The 15,349-nt window shown below is 67.4% G+C and carries 14 protein-coding genes; 3 read left to right on the plus strand and 11 right to left on the minus strand.

The genetic code is table 11. The annotated features are described in order from the left end of the window. Positions 1-28: 28 nt before the first annotated feature. The 9 genes from CRP45_RS12485 to hppD form a co-directional block, all read right to left on the minus strand. Positions 29-844 carry an alpha/beta fold hydrolase gene (locus CRP45_RS12485; RefSeq protein WP_097245166.1) on the minus strand — a complete coding sequence of 272 codons (816 nt, stop codon included), beginning with the start codon at positions 842-844 and terminating at the stop codon, positions 29-31. Between the two features lie 542 nt (positions 845-1,386). Beyond that, positions 1,387-3,477, minus strand: a complete 2,091-nt coding sequence (gene fusA / locus CRP45_RS12495; RefSeq protein WP_097245167.1) for an elongation factor G — start codon at positions 3,475-3,477, stop codon at positions 1,387-1,389. Positions 3,478-3,867: 390 nt separating this feature from the next. Beyond that, on the minus strand, positions 3,868-5,058 hold the full coding sequence (tuf, locus tag CRP45_RS12500) for an elongation factor Tu (RefSeq protein ID WP_067784031.1): 1,191 nt from the start codon (positions 5,056-5,058) through the stop codon (positions 3,868-3,870). Between the two features lie 127 nt (positions 5,059-5,185). Next, entirely contained in the window at positions 5,186-7,288 is a 2,103-nt protein-coding gene (fusA, locus tag CRP45_RS12505) for an elongation factor G (protein WP_067784029.1), read from the minus strand. 150 nt (positions 7,289-7,438) lie between these two features. Further along, positions 7,439-7,909, minus strand: coding sequence for a 30S ribosomal protein S7 (rpsG, locus tag CRP45_RS12510; RefSeq protein ID WP_011211611.1), 471 nt, complete (start codon positions 7,907-7,909; stop codon positions 7,439-7,441). Between the two features lies 1 nt (position 7,910). Next, positions 7,911-8,285 (minus strand): 30S ribosomal protein S12, encoded by a 375-nt coding sequence (gene rpsL / locus CRP45_RS12515; protein ID WP_014353064.1) that lies wholly within the window; start codon positions 8,283-8,285, stop codon positions 7,911-7,913. A gap of 273 nt (positions 8,286-8,558) precedes the next feature. Then, entirely contained in the window at positions 8,559-9,113 is a 555-nt protein-coding gene (locus tag CRP45_RS12520) for a DUF3558 domain-containing protein (protein ID WP_097245168.1), read from the minus strand. Between the two features lie 10 nt (positions 9,114-9,123). Beyond that, a complete protein-coding gene (locus CRP45_RS12525) occupies positions 9,124-9,651 on the minus strand; it encodes a DUF3558 domain-containing protein (RefSeq protein ID WP_067784025.1) in 528 nt (175 codons plus the stop codon). 39 nt (positions 9,652-9,690) lie between these two features. Then, complete coding sequence (hppD, locus tag CRP45_RS12530) at positions 9,691-10,866, minus strand: 4-hydroxyphenylpyruvate dioxygenase (protein WP_097245169.1); 1,176 nt, start codon at positions 10,864-10,866, stop codon at positions 9,691-9,693. Positions 10,867-11,027: 161 nt separating this feature from the next. Between hppD and CRP45_RS12535 the strand changes: the two genes are divergently transcribed. Next, positions 11,028-11,552, plus strand: a complete 525-nt coding sequence (locus tag CRP45_RS12535) for an Lrp/AsnC family transcriptional regulator (RefSeq protein ID WP_067784021.1) — start codon at positions 11,028-11,030, stop codon at positions 11,550-11,552. A gap of 1 nt (position 11,553) precedes the next feature. On the opposite strand, the gene CRP45_RS12540 is transcribed toward CRP45_RS12535, so the two are convergent. After that, the gene (locus CRP45_RS12540; protein WP_097245170.1) at positions 11,554-12,666 is read right to left on the minus strand and encodes a winged helix DNA-binding domain-containing protein; all 1,113 of its coding nucleotides are present in this window, start codon (positions 12,664-12,666) and stop codon (positions 11,554-11,556) included. A 16-nt stretch (positions 12,667-12,682) separates the two neighbouring features. Then, positions 12,683-13,657: an NADPH:quinone oxidoreductase family protein gene (locus tag CRP45_RS12545; RefSeq protein WP_067784018.1), complete on the minus strand. Its 975-nt coding sequence runs from the start codon at positions 13,655-13,657 to the stop codon at positions 12,683-12,685. A 111-nt stretch (positions 13,658-13,768) separates the two neighbouring features. Here CRP45_RS12545 and CRP45_RS12550 point away from each other — a divergent pair, with 111 nt between their 5' ends. Together CRP45_RS12550 and CRP45_RS12555 are read left to right on the plus strand one after the other, a co-directional pair. Further along, on the plus strand, positions 13,769-14,095 hold the full coding sequence (locus tag CRP45_RS12550; protein ID WP_097245171.1) for a type VII secretion target: 327 nt from the start codon (positions 13,769-13,771) through the stop codon (positions 14,093-14,095). Then, a complete protein-coding gene (locus CRP45_RS12555) occupies positions 14,092-15,231 on the plus strand; it encodes a transglycosylase SLT domain-containing protein (protein ID WP_097245172.1) in 1,140 nt (379 codons plus the stop codon). Before CRP45_RS12550 ends, CRP45_RS12555 begins: the two co-directional genes overlap by 4 nt. The last annotated feature ends 118 nt before the right edge of the window (positions 15,232-15,349 follow it).

Raw genomic sequence — 15,349 nt, forward strand, 5'->3', positions numbered from 1 at the left:
TCGACACGTTTGGTGCCGCTGAATGGCCCTAATCCTCGTGGTCGGTGAGGAATTCGATTACGTCGGGGGCGAAGCGGGGGTGTTTGACGGTGCCCATGTGGGAGGCGGCGGGGTAGATGTGGAGGCGGGAGTCGGGGATGCCGTCGGCGGTGCGGCGGAAGGTGGCGGTGGAGTAGAACTCGTCGCGTTCGCCGCCGATGACGAGGGTGGGGGCGGTGATTTCGCCGAGGCGGTCGGAGACGTCGAAGGCGTCCTCGGCGCGGACGAAGGCGAGGGTGTCGGACGGGTTCGCCGGGCGTGCGAACGGATCGAGCAGCCACATCGCGCCCTTCATGAGGCGGTCGGTGAAACCGGACGGCGCGGGAATCATGTGGTGCAGCGCTCTGCGGCCCTCGGCCGCCGCTTCGGCGTAGTTCAGCTGCGCGGCGCGCGCCGCGTCCTCCAGTCGATAGCCCGAGGCGCCGATGACGAGCCTGCGCACGACATCCGGATGGTCGGCGGCCAATTGCAGCGCGAGCGACCCGCCGGAGGAGATGCCGAGAACGTCCACGGGCGTGTCGAATTCGGCGCGCAGCGCCTCGGCGTGCTGGGCGGCGATCTCGGACATCGTGGTTCCCGCCGCCATGCCGGGCGCCCTGTTCACCGCGTACACGCGAAAGTGCCTGGCCAGCGGCGTCAGAGTCTTGATCTCGGACTCACGCATCCACCCGGTCGGGTTGGCGTGGTTGGGAGTGAACCACCGCAGGAACACCAGCGGACGGCCGGAACCCATGGCGAGATAAGGCATTCCGTGCTCGAGCGCACCCTCGACGATATCGAGATCGGTGTGCGCGGACCTGCTCATGTTTCCCTCCGATGACGGCGACGGCTCGACATGTCGACCGTATCGGCAGGCTCCGACAAATCGTCGAAGGTGGGCCTCGCGTCGAAACCCTGTCGGCTCGACCTCGGGTACCGAGCTGCCCTCGGGACACCGCTCGCCGCGATGCGCAACCGCCCCTAACGAGCCTCTGTCCGGTCTGCGGGGTCTAGAAGCCGCTGGAAGATCAGTTTCAGCGCTCGTGCGGCCCCCTCCGGATCGCTCCACAGATGCCCACAGGCCCGACAACTCCAGTCCGGGTTGCCCGCTACGACGACGCAACCGCCGAGCGATATCAATCCGGCCGCCGCCAGAGCGCGGGCAGAAGGCGCGGGCATGCCGTAGAGAATCGGGATTCCGCGCCGTCCGCACTCGGCGCATAGGTCGTTGCTCATCGGTTACCGCATCCTCTCCCCGACCCGCCCGGGCCGACAGCCGATGCATCGCACGAACCGAATCCGTCGTTGCGACACGCCCTTACGACACGCGAACGGCGCCGCTCCCCATGGGGAACGGCGCCGTCCAGGTCACCGGCCCGCGATGATCGCGTGCGCGAGCGCGGCGGGCACCTCGGCGTAGGAATCCAGCACCATGGCGTAGTTCCCTCGGCCCTGCGTCCGCGACCGCAGGTCACCGATGTAGCCGAACATCTCCGTCAGCGGAGCCAGCGCCCGCACCACCCGCGCGCCGCCGCGCTGCGCCACGGTCTGGATCCGGCCGCGCCGCGCGTTCAGATCACCGATGACCTCGCCGAGGTACTCCTCCGGGGTGACGACCTCGACCGCCATGACCGGCTCGAGCAGCGCAGGCCTTGCCCGCACCACCGCCTCCCGCACCGCCTGAGCGGCCGCGGTCCGGAACGCGAGCTCGGACGAATCCTGCGCGTGCGCGGCACCGTCGAGCAGCACCACACGCACGCCGAACACCGGATACCCGGCCAGCACACCGCTGCGCAGTGCGTCCTGCGCACCGGCGTCCACCGCGGGCAGGTACTCCTTCGGCACCCGGCCGCCGGTCACCCGGCTCTCGAATTCGTAGCTCGCGCCGTCGTCGGCGGCGAAGGGCTCCACCGCGAGCACCACCTTCGCGAACTGGCCGCGTCCGCCCACCTGTTTGCGGTGGGTGTACTCGAACCGGTCCACCGCGGCGGTGACGGTCTCGCGGTAGGCCACCCGCGGCGCGCCGATGTTCGCCGCGACGCCGAACTCGCGCCGCATCCGGTCGAGCAGGATCTCCAGGTGCAGCTCGCCCATGCCGCCGATGACGGTCTGCCCGGTCTCGGCATCGACCCGCACCGAGAACGTCGGATCCTCGTCCGCCAAGCGCTGGATCGCCTCGCTCAGCTTCTCCTGATCGGACCTGGTTCGCGGCTCGATCGAGACCTGGAGCACCGGATCGGGGAACGTCATCGACTCCAGCACGATCTGGTCGTGCGGGTCGCACAGGGTGTCGCCGGTCGCGGTGTCCTTCAGGCCGATCACCGCGCAGATGTCACCGGCCGACGCGGCCGCGATCGGACGCTCGATGTTCGAATGCATCTGGAACAGCTTGCCCAGCCGCTCCTTCCCTCCCTTCGTCGAATTGAGCACGGCGGCACCGGTTTCGGCGCGGCCCGAATACACCCGCAGGTAGGTGAGCTTGCCGAAGTACGGGTGCGCCGCGACCTTGAAGGCCAGCGCCGCGAACGGCGCGTCCACCCGGGGGTCGCGGTGCACGATCGTGTCCTCGTCGCCGGGCAGGTGGCCGTCGACGCCGCCCGCGTCCAGGGGCGAGGGCAGATAGTCGACGATCGCGTCGAGCATCGGCTGCACGCCCTTGTTCCGGAACGCCGAACCGCACAGCACCGGATGGAGCCGCGAGGCGATCGTGCACCGCCGGATGGCGGCCTTGATCTGCGCGATCGTCGGCGCGCCCGCGAGATACTGCTCGAGCAGTTCCTCGTCGGTGTCGGCGAGGGTTTCGAGCAGTCGCTCGCGTTCGTGCTCGGCCCGCTCGCGCAGCTCGGCCGGGATGTCGGCGACGGCGTAGCGCGCGCCGAGATCCGTATCGCTTTGCCACACAAGCGCTTTCTGCTCCACCAGGTCGACGACGCCGGTGAAGGTGTCCTCCGCGCCGATCGGCAGTTGCACGACGAGCGGCCGCACGCCGAGACGCTCCGCGATGGTGCGCACGGTGAAGTCGAAATCCGCACCGAGCTTGTCCATCTTGTTGACGAAGCAGATCCGCGGCACGTCGTACTTGTCGGCCTGCCGCCACACCTGCTCGGACTGCGGCTCGACACCCTCTTTGGCGTCGAAAACCGCTACGGCGCCGTCGAGCACGCGCAGCGAACGCTCCACCTCGACGGTGAAGTCGACGTGGCCGGGCGTGTCGAGGATGTTGACGCGGTGCTGTTTCCAGAAACAGGTCGTTGCCGCAGCGGCGATCGTGATGCCGTGCTCCTGCTCCTGCACCATGCGGTCCATCGCCGCGTTGCCGTCGTGCACCTCACCGATCTTGTGAGTGACGCCGGTGTAGAACAGGATTCGTTCGGTGGTGGTGGTCTTTCCGGCATCGATGTGCGCCATGATGCCGATATTGCGTACCCGGCCGAGATCGGCAGGCGTCCCGCGAGTCATGGGATCCCCCAACTGGTTCCGTCGAAATAGTCGACGCTCGCCTAGTTGGTGCGCTCCGGTGACGGCACGAGCATCGTGTCGCGCGACGCCGACCGGCGCCGAAGACACGCCGCCGATCTACCCCCGCGCTCGCGGACCCGAAGTAACCATGCCCCATATCTACCGCCCCACCCACCCCACCGTCCACCGAATTACTCCCCTCGGCAGGCGATCAGCGAACCTCGATGACCTTCTCGCCCGCCTCGATCAGCTGGACCACATCGACGGCATCGTGCCCCTCACTGGCCAGCGCCCGCGCCAATGCGGGCGGAAGCCGAGCGGACCCCCGAAACGCCGAACGGCGCCGCTCCTGGTGGAGCGGCGCCGTTGGGAGATCGGTGATTCAGGGAATCACTTGATGATCTTGGTGACGCGGCCGGCGCCGACGGTGCGGCCACCCTCGCGGATCGCGAAGCGCAGGCCCTCTTCCATGGCGACCGGCTGGATGAGCTTGACGCTCATCTCGGTGTTGTCGCCCGGCATGACCATCTCGGTGCCCTCGGGGAGGGTCACGACGCCGGTCACGTCGGTGGTGCGGAAGTAGAACTGCGGGCGGTAGTTGTTGAAGAACGGGGTGTGGCGGCCGCCCTCGTCCTTCGACAGGATGTACGCCTGGCCCTCGAAATCGGTGTGCGGGGTGGTGGTGCCCGGCTTCACGATGACCTGGCCGCGCTCGACATCCTCGCGCTTGATACCACGAACCAGCAGACCGACGTTGTCGCCCGCCTGGCCCTGGTCGAGCAGCTTGCGGAACATCTCGATACCGGTGACCGTGGTCTTGGTCTTCTCCGGACGGATGCCGACGATCTCGACTTCCTCGTTCACGTTGATCACGCCACGCTCGACGCGACCGGTGACGACGGTGCCACGACCGGTGATGGTGAACACGTCCTCGACCGGCATCAGGAACGGCTTGTCGGTCTCACGGACCGGGTCCGGGATCGACTCGTCGACGGCGTCCATCAGATCCAGCACGGACTGGGTCCACTTCGGGTCGCCCTCGAGCGCCTTCAGACCGGAGACACGCACGACCGGCGCGTCCTCGTCGAACTCCTGGGCGGCCAGCAGCTCGCGGACCTCCATCTCGACGAGCTCGAGGATCTCCTCGTCGTCGACCATGTCCGACTTGTTCAGCGCGACCAGGATGTAGGGCACGCCGACCTGACGGGCGAGCAGCACGTGCTCACGGGTCTGCGGCATCGGGCCGTCGGTGGCGGCGACCACGAGGATGGCGCCGTCCATCTGGGCCGCACCGGTGATCATGTTCTTGATGTAGTCAGCGTGACCAGGAGCGTCGACGTGCGCGTAGTGGCGCTTCTCGGTCTGGTACTCGACGTGGGAGATGTTGATCGTGATACCACGAGCCTTCTCCTCAGGCGCCTTGTCGATCTGATCGAACGCGAAGCTCTCGTTCAGATTCGGGTACTTGTCAGCCAGCACCTTGGTGATCGCCGCGGTGAGCGTGGTCTTGCCGTGGTCGACGTGACCGATGGTGCCGATGTTGACGTGCGGCTTCGTCCGCTCGAACTTCGCCTTCGCCACTTTTGGGTCCTCCTGGACTTGTTGGTGCGTGCATTTGCAGCAGTGCGTGGGTCATCCCCGCGGATGCGGGGATCTGGTAGTACTGACGCCCGGCTGGGGCCAAGTGTGCCACTTGGCCCCAAACGATTTACTCGCCGGTCGCCTTGGCGATGATCTCCTTCGACACGTTGGCCGGAACCTCCGCGTACGAATCGAACACCATGGAGTAGTTCGCCCGGCCCTGGGTCTTCGACCGCAGGTCACCGATGTAACCGAACATCTCCGAGAGCGGAACCAGCGCCTTGACGACACGGGCACCACTGCGTTCCTCCATGGCCTGGATCTGGCCACGGCGGGAGTTCAGGTCGCCGATCACGTCGCCCATGTAATCCTCGGGCGTGGTGACCTCGACAGCCATCATCGGCTCGAGGATCACCGGACCGGCCTTACGGGCCGCTTCCTTCAGGGCCTGCGCGCCTGCGATCTTGAATGCCATTTCCGACGAGTCGACGTCGTGGTAGGCACCGTCGAGCAGGGTGACCTTCAGGTTGACCAGCGGGTAGCCAGCGAGCACACCGTACTGCATGGCGTCCTGGGCACCGGCGTCGACCGAAGGGATGTACTCCCTCGGCACGCGGCCACCGGTGACCTTGTTCTCGAACTCGTAGTGCGCGCCGTCCTCGCCGACGAACGGCTCGAGGGCGATGATCACCTTCGCGAACTGACCGGAACCACCGGTCTGCTTCTTGTGGGTGAATTCGAGCTTCTCGACCGTCTTGGTGATGGTCTCGCGGTAGGCGACCTGCGGCTTGCCGACGTTCGCCTCGACCTTGAACTCGCGCTTCATGCGGTCGACGAGGATGTCGAGGTGGAGCTCGCCCATACCGCCGATGACGGTCTGGCCGGTCTCGGCGTCCAGCTTGACCGAGAAGGTCGGGTCCTCTTCCGAGAGACGCTGGATCGCGGTGCCCAGCTTCTCCTGGTCGGACTTGGTCTTGGGCTCGATGGAGACCTCGATGACCGGGTCCGGGAAGGTCATGGACTCCAGCACGATCTGGTTCTGCGGATCGCACAGGGTGTCACCGGTGGTGGTGTCCTTGAGGCCGATGACCGCGTAGATGTGGCCCGCGGAGGCCGCACCGACCGGGTTCTCCTTGTTGGAGTGCATCTGGAACAGCTTGCCGAGACGCTCCTTCTTGCCCTTGGTCGAGTTGATGACCTGGGCGCCGGAGTCGACCTTGCCGGAGTACACGCGGACGTAGGTCAGCTTGCCGAAGAAGGGGTGCACCGCGATCTTGAACGCCAGCGCCGCGAACGGCTCGTCGGCGCTCGGCTTGCGGGTCAGCAGCTCCTCTTCCTTGCCGGGCACGTGGCCGGTGGTGGCCTCCACGTCCAGCGGCGAGGGCAGGTAGTCGATGACCGCGTCGAGCATGGGCTGCACGCCCTTGTTCTTGAACGCGGAACCGCAGAGCACCGGGTAGAGCTCGGAGTTCACCGTCATCTTGCGGATGGCGCCCTTGATCTCCTCGACCGTGAGCTCCTCGCCGCCGAAGAACTTCTCCAGCAGCGCCTCGTCCGACTCGGCGACGGTCTCGAGCAGCTCCTGGCGGTACTGCTCGGCCTGCTCCTTCAGCTCGGCCGGGATCTCGGTGACCTCGTACTGCTCACCGAGCTTGGTCTCACCGCGCCACACCTTGGCGTTGTTCTCGACCAGGTCGACGATGCCCTCGAAGGTGTCCTCCGCGCCGATCGGCAGCTGGATGACGAGCGGCTTGGCGCCGAGGCGCTCCTTGATGGTGCGCACGGTGAAGTAGAAGTCCGCACCGAGCTTGTCCATCTTGTTGACGAAGCAGATCCGCGGCACGTCGTACTTGTCGGCCTGACGCCACACCTGCTCGGACTGCGGCTCGACGCCTTCCTTGCCGTCGAACACCGCGACGGCGCCGTCGAGCACGCGCAGCGAACGCTCCACCTCGACGGTGAAGTCGACGTGCCCGGGGGTGTCGATGATGTTGATCTGGTTGTCTTTCCAGAAACACGTGGTAGCCGCGGAGGTGATGGTGATACCACGCTCCTGCTCCTGCTCCATCCAGTCCATGGTGGCCGCGCCATCGTGGACCTCACCGATCTTGTAGGTGATGCCGGTGTAGAAGAGGATGCGTTCGGTAGTGGTGGTCTTACCGGCATCGATGTGCGCCATGATGCCGATGTTTCGGACCTTGTTCAGGTCGGTGAGCACGTCCTGTGCCACGGAAATCTTCCCCGCTCGTAGCTAGTTGGGATCTTCGGGTTCCAGACCCTGTCGGGTCATCACTATGTCAACGCCGGGAGGGGCACCGAAGTGCCGCCTCTCGACTGTGAGCCTTCCGGCGCCGACACGGAGCGACGGGCCGGCCGACAATCACCAGCGGTAGTGCGCGAACGCCCGGTTCGACTCGGCCATCTTGTGGGTGTCCTCGCGACGCTTCACCGAAGCGCCAAGGCCGTTGCTGGCGTCGAGCAGCTCGTTGGCCAGACGCTCGACCATGGTCTTCTCGCGACGCGCGCGGGCGAAGTTGACCAGCCAGCGCAGCGCAAGGGTGTTGGCACGGCCGGGACGAACCTCGACCGGAACCTGGTAGGTGGCGCCACCGACGCGGCGGGGCTTCACCTCGAGCGACGGCTTGACGTTGTCCAGCGCGCGCTTCAGGGTGACGACCGGGTCGGTGCCGGTCTTCTCGCGCGCCTGCTCGAGCGCGCCGTAGACGATGCGCTCGGCGGTGGACTTCTTGCCGTCCAGCAGGATCTTGTTGACCAGCTGGGTGACCAGCGGCGACCCGTAGACCGGGTCGTTGATCAACGGACGCTTGGGAGCGGGGCCCTTGCGCGGCATATCAGCTCTTCTCCTTCTTGGCGCCGTAGCGGCTGCGGGCCTGCTTGCGGTTCTTCACACCCTGGGTGTCCAGCGAGCCACGGATGATCTTGTAGCGGACACCGGGGAGGTCCTTCACACGACCGCCACGGACGAGCACCATCGAGTGCTCCTGGAGGTTGTGGCCTTCGCCGGGGATGTAAGCCGTGACCTCGACCGCGCTGGTCAGGCGAACACGCGCGACCTTACGCAGCGCGGAGTTCGGCTTCTTCGGGGTCGTGGTGTACACGCGGGTGCACACGCCACGACGCTGCGGGCTCCCCTTGAGGGCCGCGGTCTTGGTCTTGGCGACCTTGTCACGGCGACCCTTGCGGACCAGCTGGTTGATGGTTGGCATAGACCGGCTTTCCTTGTTGTCTAACGCGGTGTCTGGAACTTATGTCTTGTATTCATCGAGTCTTCACTCGCACGTCCAACCACGTTTCTCGCGTCCCGAGGTCGGGCGTGTCGTGCGTGAGACAGGACCCTGATTCCGGGCACGCCGGGGAGGTCGGCCGCTTTCGCTGGCCTACGTCGAACGCACGAACTTGCCCGTATGCTTCCGGGCACAGCGATCCACGATACTCGCGGGCTTCGCGAAGGGTCAAAGCGGGGTCCGGCGTGGGCGCGTTTACCTGGCCAGATTCAGTGTCAGCTCCACCAGTTGCTTGGCCGCCGCGCACGGATCGGGATGCGTCGAACCCGCACGGTAGTTGATCCACCAACCGACCACGCCGCTGTCGGCCGCGCTCGCGCTGACGCCGCACGAATCGGGGTCATTGGGGCGGCGGGTCTGCAACGCGCGACTGCTCTGGACGGTGGTGTTCTCCGAGAGGTAGCCGAGCTTGTCGTTGGTCGCCTTCTCGTTGTTCAGCGAGCCGATCTCGTACCAGTTGAGGGTGACCATGGCCCGCCCGCCGGGCGCGTCCTCGACGTCCCACATGCACACCGCGCCGTTGAACGAGCCCTGCACGAACCGCGCGTCGCCGACCGCCTTGCCGATCTTGGTTGGCTCCACCACCTCGCATTCGCGCAGCAGCTTGTCGAAATTCGTGTTGATCTGCTGACTGCCGCCGGCCGGGAACGCCTCGCCCTCGATGGTCTTGCCGCAGCCCGTCATCGTGAGCGCCAGCGCGGCGGCCGTCGCGGCGAGCACCGCGTTGCGCGTCTTCGAATGTGCACTCATGCCCGTCCCCTCACTTCAGCCGCTGCACGGTGAGTTCGGCCAGCTTGCGCGTCTTCTCGCACGGATTCCCCGCGGGTGCGAACGCCCCGTACGACATCGACCATTCGAAGAAGTCGTCGTCGAGTTGCACGGCCAGATCGCAGACCGTGCCACTGGGATCCAGCGCCTGGAATCCCGGCTTGCCGCCCACCTCGATCTTGTCCGGCTCCCGGCCGACGCTCGCCACCCATGCCTTCTCCCGGTCGATCGGGCTGCCACGGTAGGACGCGAAGGTGACGCTGGGCGAAGCCAATCCGGCCGACTGGTAGTTGCAGCCGACCGAGTTCTTGAACACGGTCGAGATTTGGCCGAGCCCCGCGATCTCGCGCACCTCGTCGTCGGTGACGTGCCCGCATTCGCCGACGAACGGACCGAGCGTCGCGACCTTCGGCGGCGGGCGAAGCGGGGTGTTCGACGACCCGGAATCATCGTCCGAACCGCACGCCGACAGCGTCAATGTCAGGGCGAGACAAGTGATGAGCGCCGACGCGATCCGCATGATTCGAACTCTACTTGTTCGGCGGGCGCGGCCTCCTGGTCAAAGATTCCCGCGGGCGGCCTGCTCGCGTTCGATCGCCTGGAACAGGGCCTTGAAGTTGCCCTTGCCGAAGCCTAGGGAGCCGTGGCGCTCGATCAGTTCGAAGAAGACGGTGGGGCGGTCGGCCAGCGGCTTGGTGAAGATCTGGAGCAGGTAGCCGTCCTCGTCGCGGTCGACGAGGATGCCGCGGCGCTGCAGTTCGGCGACCGGCACGCGCACCCGTCCGATGCGGGCGCGCAGTTCCGGGTCCTCGTAGTAGGTGTCGGGAGTCTCGAGGAATTCGACGCCCGCCCGGCGCAGGTGGTCGACGCAGGTCAGGATGTCGCTGGTGGCCAGTGCGATGTGCTGGACGCCCGGCCCGCGATAGAAGTCCAGGTACTCGTCGATCTGGGAGCGCTTCTTGCCGACGGCGGGCTCGTTCAGCGGGAACTTCACCCGGTGGTTTCCGTTCGCGACGACCTTGCTCATCAGCGCCGAGTACTCGGTGGCGATGTCGTCGCCGACGAACTCGGCCATGTTCGTGAAACCCATGACGCGGCGGTAGAACTCGACCCAGCGGTCCATCATGCCGAGTTCCACGTTGCCGACGACGTGGTCGATGGCCTGGAACAGCCGGTTCGGCGCGCCTTCTGGCGGCTGGTAGCCGGAGCGCCGCGCCACATAGCCCGGTCGGTACGGACCGTAGTAGTTGGAACGGTCGACGAGGGTGTGCCTGGTCTCCCCGTAGGTGGCCAGCGCCGCGGTGCGGATGGTGCCGTTCTCGTCGCTCTCGTCGTGCGGTTCGACCAGGACCGTCGCGCCGTGCGTGCGGGCCCACTCGATGCAGCGGTCCACGTCGGGCACCTCGAGCGCGATGTCGACGACGCCGTCGCCGTGCCGCTGGTGATGGGCGATCAGTGGGCTGTCCGGGTGGACCGCGCCGGTGACGACGAACCGCGCCGCGCCGCTGCGCAGCACGAACGCCTTGTGGTCGCGGTTGCCGGTCTCGGGTCCGGAGTACGCCTCGAGCCGCATACCGAAGGCCGATTCCAGGAAGTGCGCGGTCTGCGTCGCGTTGCCGACCACCCAGACCAGCGCGTCCCAGCCGATGACCGGGAAGGGGTCGACGCTGTCGTCGTGGTCGACGAGTCCGACGAGCCCGCGCAACTCGCCGTCGGTCGGCAGTTCGATGGTCATGGATCAAGCAAATATCCGCCGCCGACCGGTAGGCAACCGCTCCGATTTTCTGTAGACACAGTGGCGGATTCGGCTAGCAAAGCCCGCGAGATGCTGGACAATTTGAATAGTACTCACGGGACACCACGCTGCCCCCGCCCGCGCCCCCACAGGAGGTCGCCATGTCACGCACCCCGGCGAAGCTGGACGAGCTCGACCTCGCCATTCTGACCGCGATGCACGAGCACCAGAAGGCCGGAATCCTGGAGCTCTCCCGGCGCACCCGGGTGGCGCGGGCGACGGTGCAGTCGCGCATCGGGCGCATGGAGGAGGCGGGCGTGATCGCCTCCTACGACCCGCAGATCGACGTCACCGCAGCGGGTTTCGACGTGCAGGCCTTCGTCACGCTGGAGATCGCCCAGGGCGCGCTCGACACCGTCGCCGCCGAACTCGACGCCATCCCCGGCGTGCTCGAGGCGTACGCGACGACCGGATCGGGTGATGTGCTGTGCCGCATCGGCGCCGACTCGCACGCCGGGCTGCAAGCGGTACTGCTCAGCATCGACCGGACCAGTTCGGTGGACCGGTCGCACAGCGTCATCGTGCTGTCCACGGTGGTGCCGCGCCGGACGCTGCCGCTGCTGCGCACGCTGACGCCGACCGGAAGCAGCAAGGCCCCCGCCTACCGCGACTCCCACGAGCGCTGACTCACGGCCGCAGGTCCGCGCCGACCTCGAGAATCTCCACACTCGGCCGCTTGTCGTCCTCCAGAAAGGCAAGCAGCGCAAGCGCTTCCGCCTCCACCTCGGCGCGCTCGGCGGACGACAACGCGCGGCTCGGGCTGATCCGCAGCCGCGCGACCCCGGACTGCGGGAAGATTTTGTACACACCCGCGACGAAGCCGTCGACCAGCACCGGAGCCACCGCCGTCGCGTACGCGCGCAGGGTCGGCGTCGCACCGTTCGGCACGATCCTGCTCCGATCCTGGTGCGAGAGAACGGCATTGTCGTACCAACCGAGCAGCCGGACCGGCGCGGGCAGGTCCGGGTCGGCCAGTTCGGCGTCGGCGAGGTCGTAGAGGGTGCGGCCACGCTCGTCGGTGTAGGTGCGCAGCCGGTCGCCGAGCGCGTCGACGGCCTTCTTCAATCCGGTCAGCTTGGACCAGGTCTGCATGTCCATGGTCGTCGCCGGGCCGAACGCGCGCAGATACCGGACGAGCAGCTCCGCGAGCGGATAGTCCGGGTCCAGCGGCGCGCCGAGCCACGGCTCCACCCGCGACCACACCGGACGGCTGCTGTCCTTCCACTTTCCGCGCGGCGGCGTCTGCAAGACCGGCAACTGATACAGCCAGGTCTGCACCACCGCGCCGGGATCGCGGTCCGGATAGCACGCGGCGGCGCGGGCCCGCAGCTCTGCGGCGGGCGTCGGCTCGTCGCCGAGCGCTTCCTCGCCGCGGGCCCGCACTTCGTCCGGGTCGAGGCCGACCATCGCGCCGAAGTTGAAGCCCTTGCGGAACGGGACCTTCTCCAACTCCGGCTGGATGTGCGGCGCGATGCGCAGCGCGTCCGGCGGCGTCACCAGGTGAATGGTGCCGCGCATCAACGTGATTCGGACCAGCGAACGGTCCTCCAGCCCCGCCGAGACCACCTCGGGATCGAAATCCGCCAGGCGGCTCCACAATCCGACGAACGGCGGCGGCACGTCCTGCGCCTGCAGGCCGACCAGGTGATCGCACATCCGCGCCACCGTCAGCGACGATCGCTCCAGCAGGTGCTGGCGCTGCAACAAGGTCCGGTTCAACACCCGGTGGGAAAGCGTCATGACGCGGTGGCAGCGATCAGCGCAGGGTGACGACGACTTTGCCGGTCGCGGTGCGGTTGTCCAGCGAGGCGACGGCTTCGGCGGCCCGGTCCAGCGGGTAGAGCACCGGCTGCGGCGGCGCGATTTTGCCGGAGGCCAGCAGCGGCTCCACCTCGGCCCACTGTTCGGCCAGGTAGCCCGGGTGCGTCATGACCCACTCGCCCCACGCCGCGCCCGTCACCTCGACGTTCTTGAGCAGCAGGCGGTTCACCTTCACCGTCGGGATCTCCCCCGCGGTGAAGCCGACGACGAGCAGCCGACCGGCCGAGGCCAGCGAGCGGATGCTGTCGGTGAAGCGGTCGCCGCCCACCGGGTCGAGCACGATGTCGACGCCCCGGCCGCCGGTCAGCTCCTTCACCGCGGCGAGCCAGCCGTCGGTGAGCACCACGTCGGTGGCGCCGTTGGCCTTGGCCACCTCGGCCTTCTCCGGCGTGCTCACCACCGCGATCACCCGGCCCGCGCCAAGCGCCGCGGCCATCCGCAGCGTCGAGGTGCCGATGCCGCCTGCGGCGCCGTGCACGAGCACCGTCTCGCCCTCGGCGAGCCTGCCGCGGTTGCGCAGGCAGAAGTGCACCGTCAGATCGTTGAACAGGATGCCGGCGCCTGCCTCCAGGGAGATGTTGTCCGGCAGCTTGAACACCATCTGCGCGGGCGCGACCGCGACCTCGGCCATGGCGTTGCCCAGCAGCGTCAGCGCGACAACCCGGTCACCGGCCGCGACATGCGCGTCGGCGGGCGCTTCGCGCACCACGCCCGCGACCTCGCCGCCCACGACGAACGGCAGCTCCGGCTTCATCTGGTACAGCCCGCGCGTCATCAGCACATCGGGAAACGCGACACCCGCGGCGTGCACGTCGATCACCACACCGCCCGGATACGAAGCGGGCTCGGGAATCTCGACGACCTCGACCGCTTCCGGTCCTTCCAGCTTGCTGACCTGGGCTGCGCGCATGTGCCGACCTCTCTGTCCGATTCGACGACATCGGTCGTCGTCGATGACACCGTGACCAACATAACGCTAAGCTGGGCGCGACTTTCAGGTCGGGGAGAAGGGGGCTTTTCCATGGTCGACGGCGCACAGCCTGCCGCACAGTTGCAGGTGAATCCGCAAGCGCTACAGACGTTCGCGAACAATTTGGGCGCCGAGGCGGGGCTGATTCGCGGGCTCAACATCGGCAACGGGTTCAATCCGGCCGTCTCCGCCCTGCGAGGCACCCCCTTCGGTAACTCCGCGGGCCGCGCGACCGACCTGACCAACCAGTGCCTGCAGCGCATCGCCGACCGGCTGGAGAAGGTCGCCCAGAGCACCCGCACCGCGGCAGGCGCCTACGAAGTCGCCGAGAACGATTTCGCGGCCCGCCTCCGCACCATCGCACTCGAGCTGCCATGACGCTCACCATCGCGAACGTCTCCGCATGGCAGCCCGACCAGATCGGCACCGCGGGGGCGAACGCCCGCAAGCTCTCCGAGCAACTCGACGCCGCGGTGCGCAAGGGATCCGACGACACCGCACGGCTCGGCACCGACAGGGTGTGGTCCGGCGCGGCCGCCGACGCCGCCAACCAGCGGATGGACACCGAGAAGAGCCGGTCCGGCGCGGTGAGCGCCGCCCTGCTCGAGCTCGCCACCGCCTTCGAGGCCGAGGTCGGCAACCTGAACGAAGCCAAATCCAACGTGCTGCGGCTGCGCGACCAGGCGGCGAGCGCGGGTCCGGTCCCGGCCGCGGGCATGGGTCTGATCACCGGGTTCACCGTGAACGACAACGGCACCGTCGACGCCACCGCGCGCACCGAGGAGCTGCTCCGCGACCTCACCGGCCAAGCCGCCGACGACCTGCGCCTTCGCATCCGCGCCGACGCCGCGAACTGGGAAACCCAGATCACCACCGCGCTGCAAACCGCCGAGAACGTGGCCACCGAAGCACAGCGCAAGGTCGACACCGCGATCACCAAACTCCAGTCGGCCCTCGACGGCCTCGCCGACCCCAACCTCATCCCACCCCCATCGACCACCACTACCCCGGCCGCCACAACCCCACCCACCACGCAATCCCCGAGCAAGCCGAACTACGTGATGTCCGGCGGCAACAACAGCTACTCCGGCTCACCTTCCGATTCCTCGTACTCGGGTGGGCCGAGTTCGAGCGCCCCGACCGGCCCAATGCCGACCGGGGACAAGGCCAAGTGGATCCAAGAGGCGATCCAGGCGCTGCGCGCCAAGGGATACGACATCAGCGACAGCGACGCCGCGATCATCTCGATGATCATCGACAAGGAATCCGGCGGAAACCCGCACGCGATCAACCTCTGGGACAGCAACGCCGCGGCGGGCATTCCGTCGAAGGGCATCATGCAGACCATCGACCCGACGTTCAACTCCTACAAGCTGCCCGGCCACGACGACATCTGGAACCCGGTCGACAACATCATCGCCGGAACGCGCTACGCCATCGAGCGCTACGGATCGCTCAGCAATGTTCCAGGTATCGCGGCGATGAGCCGGGGAGAGGGGTACGTCGGCTACTGATCACCCGCGGTTTCGCGGCTCGGGCATTTCACCGGGCCGCCCGGTCCGTGGACGATTCGGGGTGTGGTGCGGGGGTTCGTATACCAGTGAGTACAGGCGGCTCGACGCGAGGGTGTGA

Origin of the sequence: Nocardia amikacinitolerans, from assembly GCF_900215415.1 — a bacterium.
Lineage (GTDB): Bacteria > Actinomycetota > Actinomycetes > Mycobacteriales > Mycobacteriaceae > Nocardia > Nocardia amikacinitolerans.

Coding starts and splice junctions, on each gene's coding strand:
- hppD (WP_097245169.1), bottom strand. CDS start 10,866: ATGACCATCGAACTGCCGACCGACGGCGAGTTGCGCGGGCTCGTCGGA.
- CRP45_RS12520 (WP_097245168.1), bottom strand. CDS start 9,113: ATGAGTGCACATTCGAAGACGCGCAACGCGGTGCTCGCCGCGACGGCC.
- CRP45_RS12535 (WP_067784021.1), top strand. CDS start 11,028: ATGTCACGCACCCCGGCGAAGCTGGACGAGCTCGACCTCGCCATTCTG.
- rpsL (WP_014353064.1), bottom strand. CDS start 8,285: ATGCCAACCATCAACCAGCTGGTCCGCAAGGGTCGCCGTGACAAGGTC.
- CRP45_RS12550 (WP_097245171.1), top strand. CDS start 13,769: ATGGTCGACGGCGCACAGCCTGCCGCACAGTTGCAGGTGAATCCGCAA.
- fusA (WP_097245167.1), bottom strand. CDS start 3,477: ATGACTCGCGGGACGCCTGCCGATCTCGGCCGGGTACGCAATATCGGC.
- CRP45_RS12485 (WP_097245166.1), bottom strand. CDS start 844: ATGAGCAGGTCCGCGCACACCGATCTCGATATCGTCGAGGGTGCGCTC.
- CRP45_RS12540 (WP_097245170.1), bottom strand. CDS start 12,666: ATGACGCTTTCCCACCGGGTGTTGAACCGGACCTTGTTGCAGCGCCAG.
- rpsG (WP_011211611.1), bottom strand. CDS start 7,909: ATGCCGCGCAAGGGCCCCGCTCCCAAGCGTCCGTTGATCAACGACCCG.
- CRP45_RS12545 (WP_067784018.1), bottom strand. CDS start 13,657: ATGCGCGCAGCCCAGGTCAGCAAGCTGGAAGGACCGGAAGCGGTCGAG.
- CRP45_RS12555 (WP_097245172.1), top strand. CDS start 14,092: ATGACGCTCACCATCGCGAACGTCTCCGCATGGCAGCCCGACCAGATC.
- CRP45_RS12525 (WP_067784025.1), bottom strand. CDS start 9,651: ATGCGGATCGCGTCGGCGCTCATCACTTGTCTCGCCCTGACATTGACG.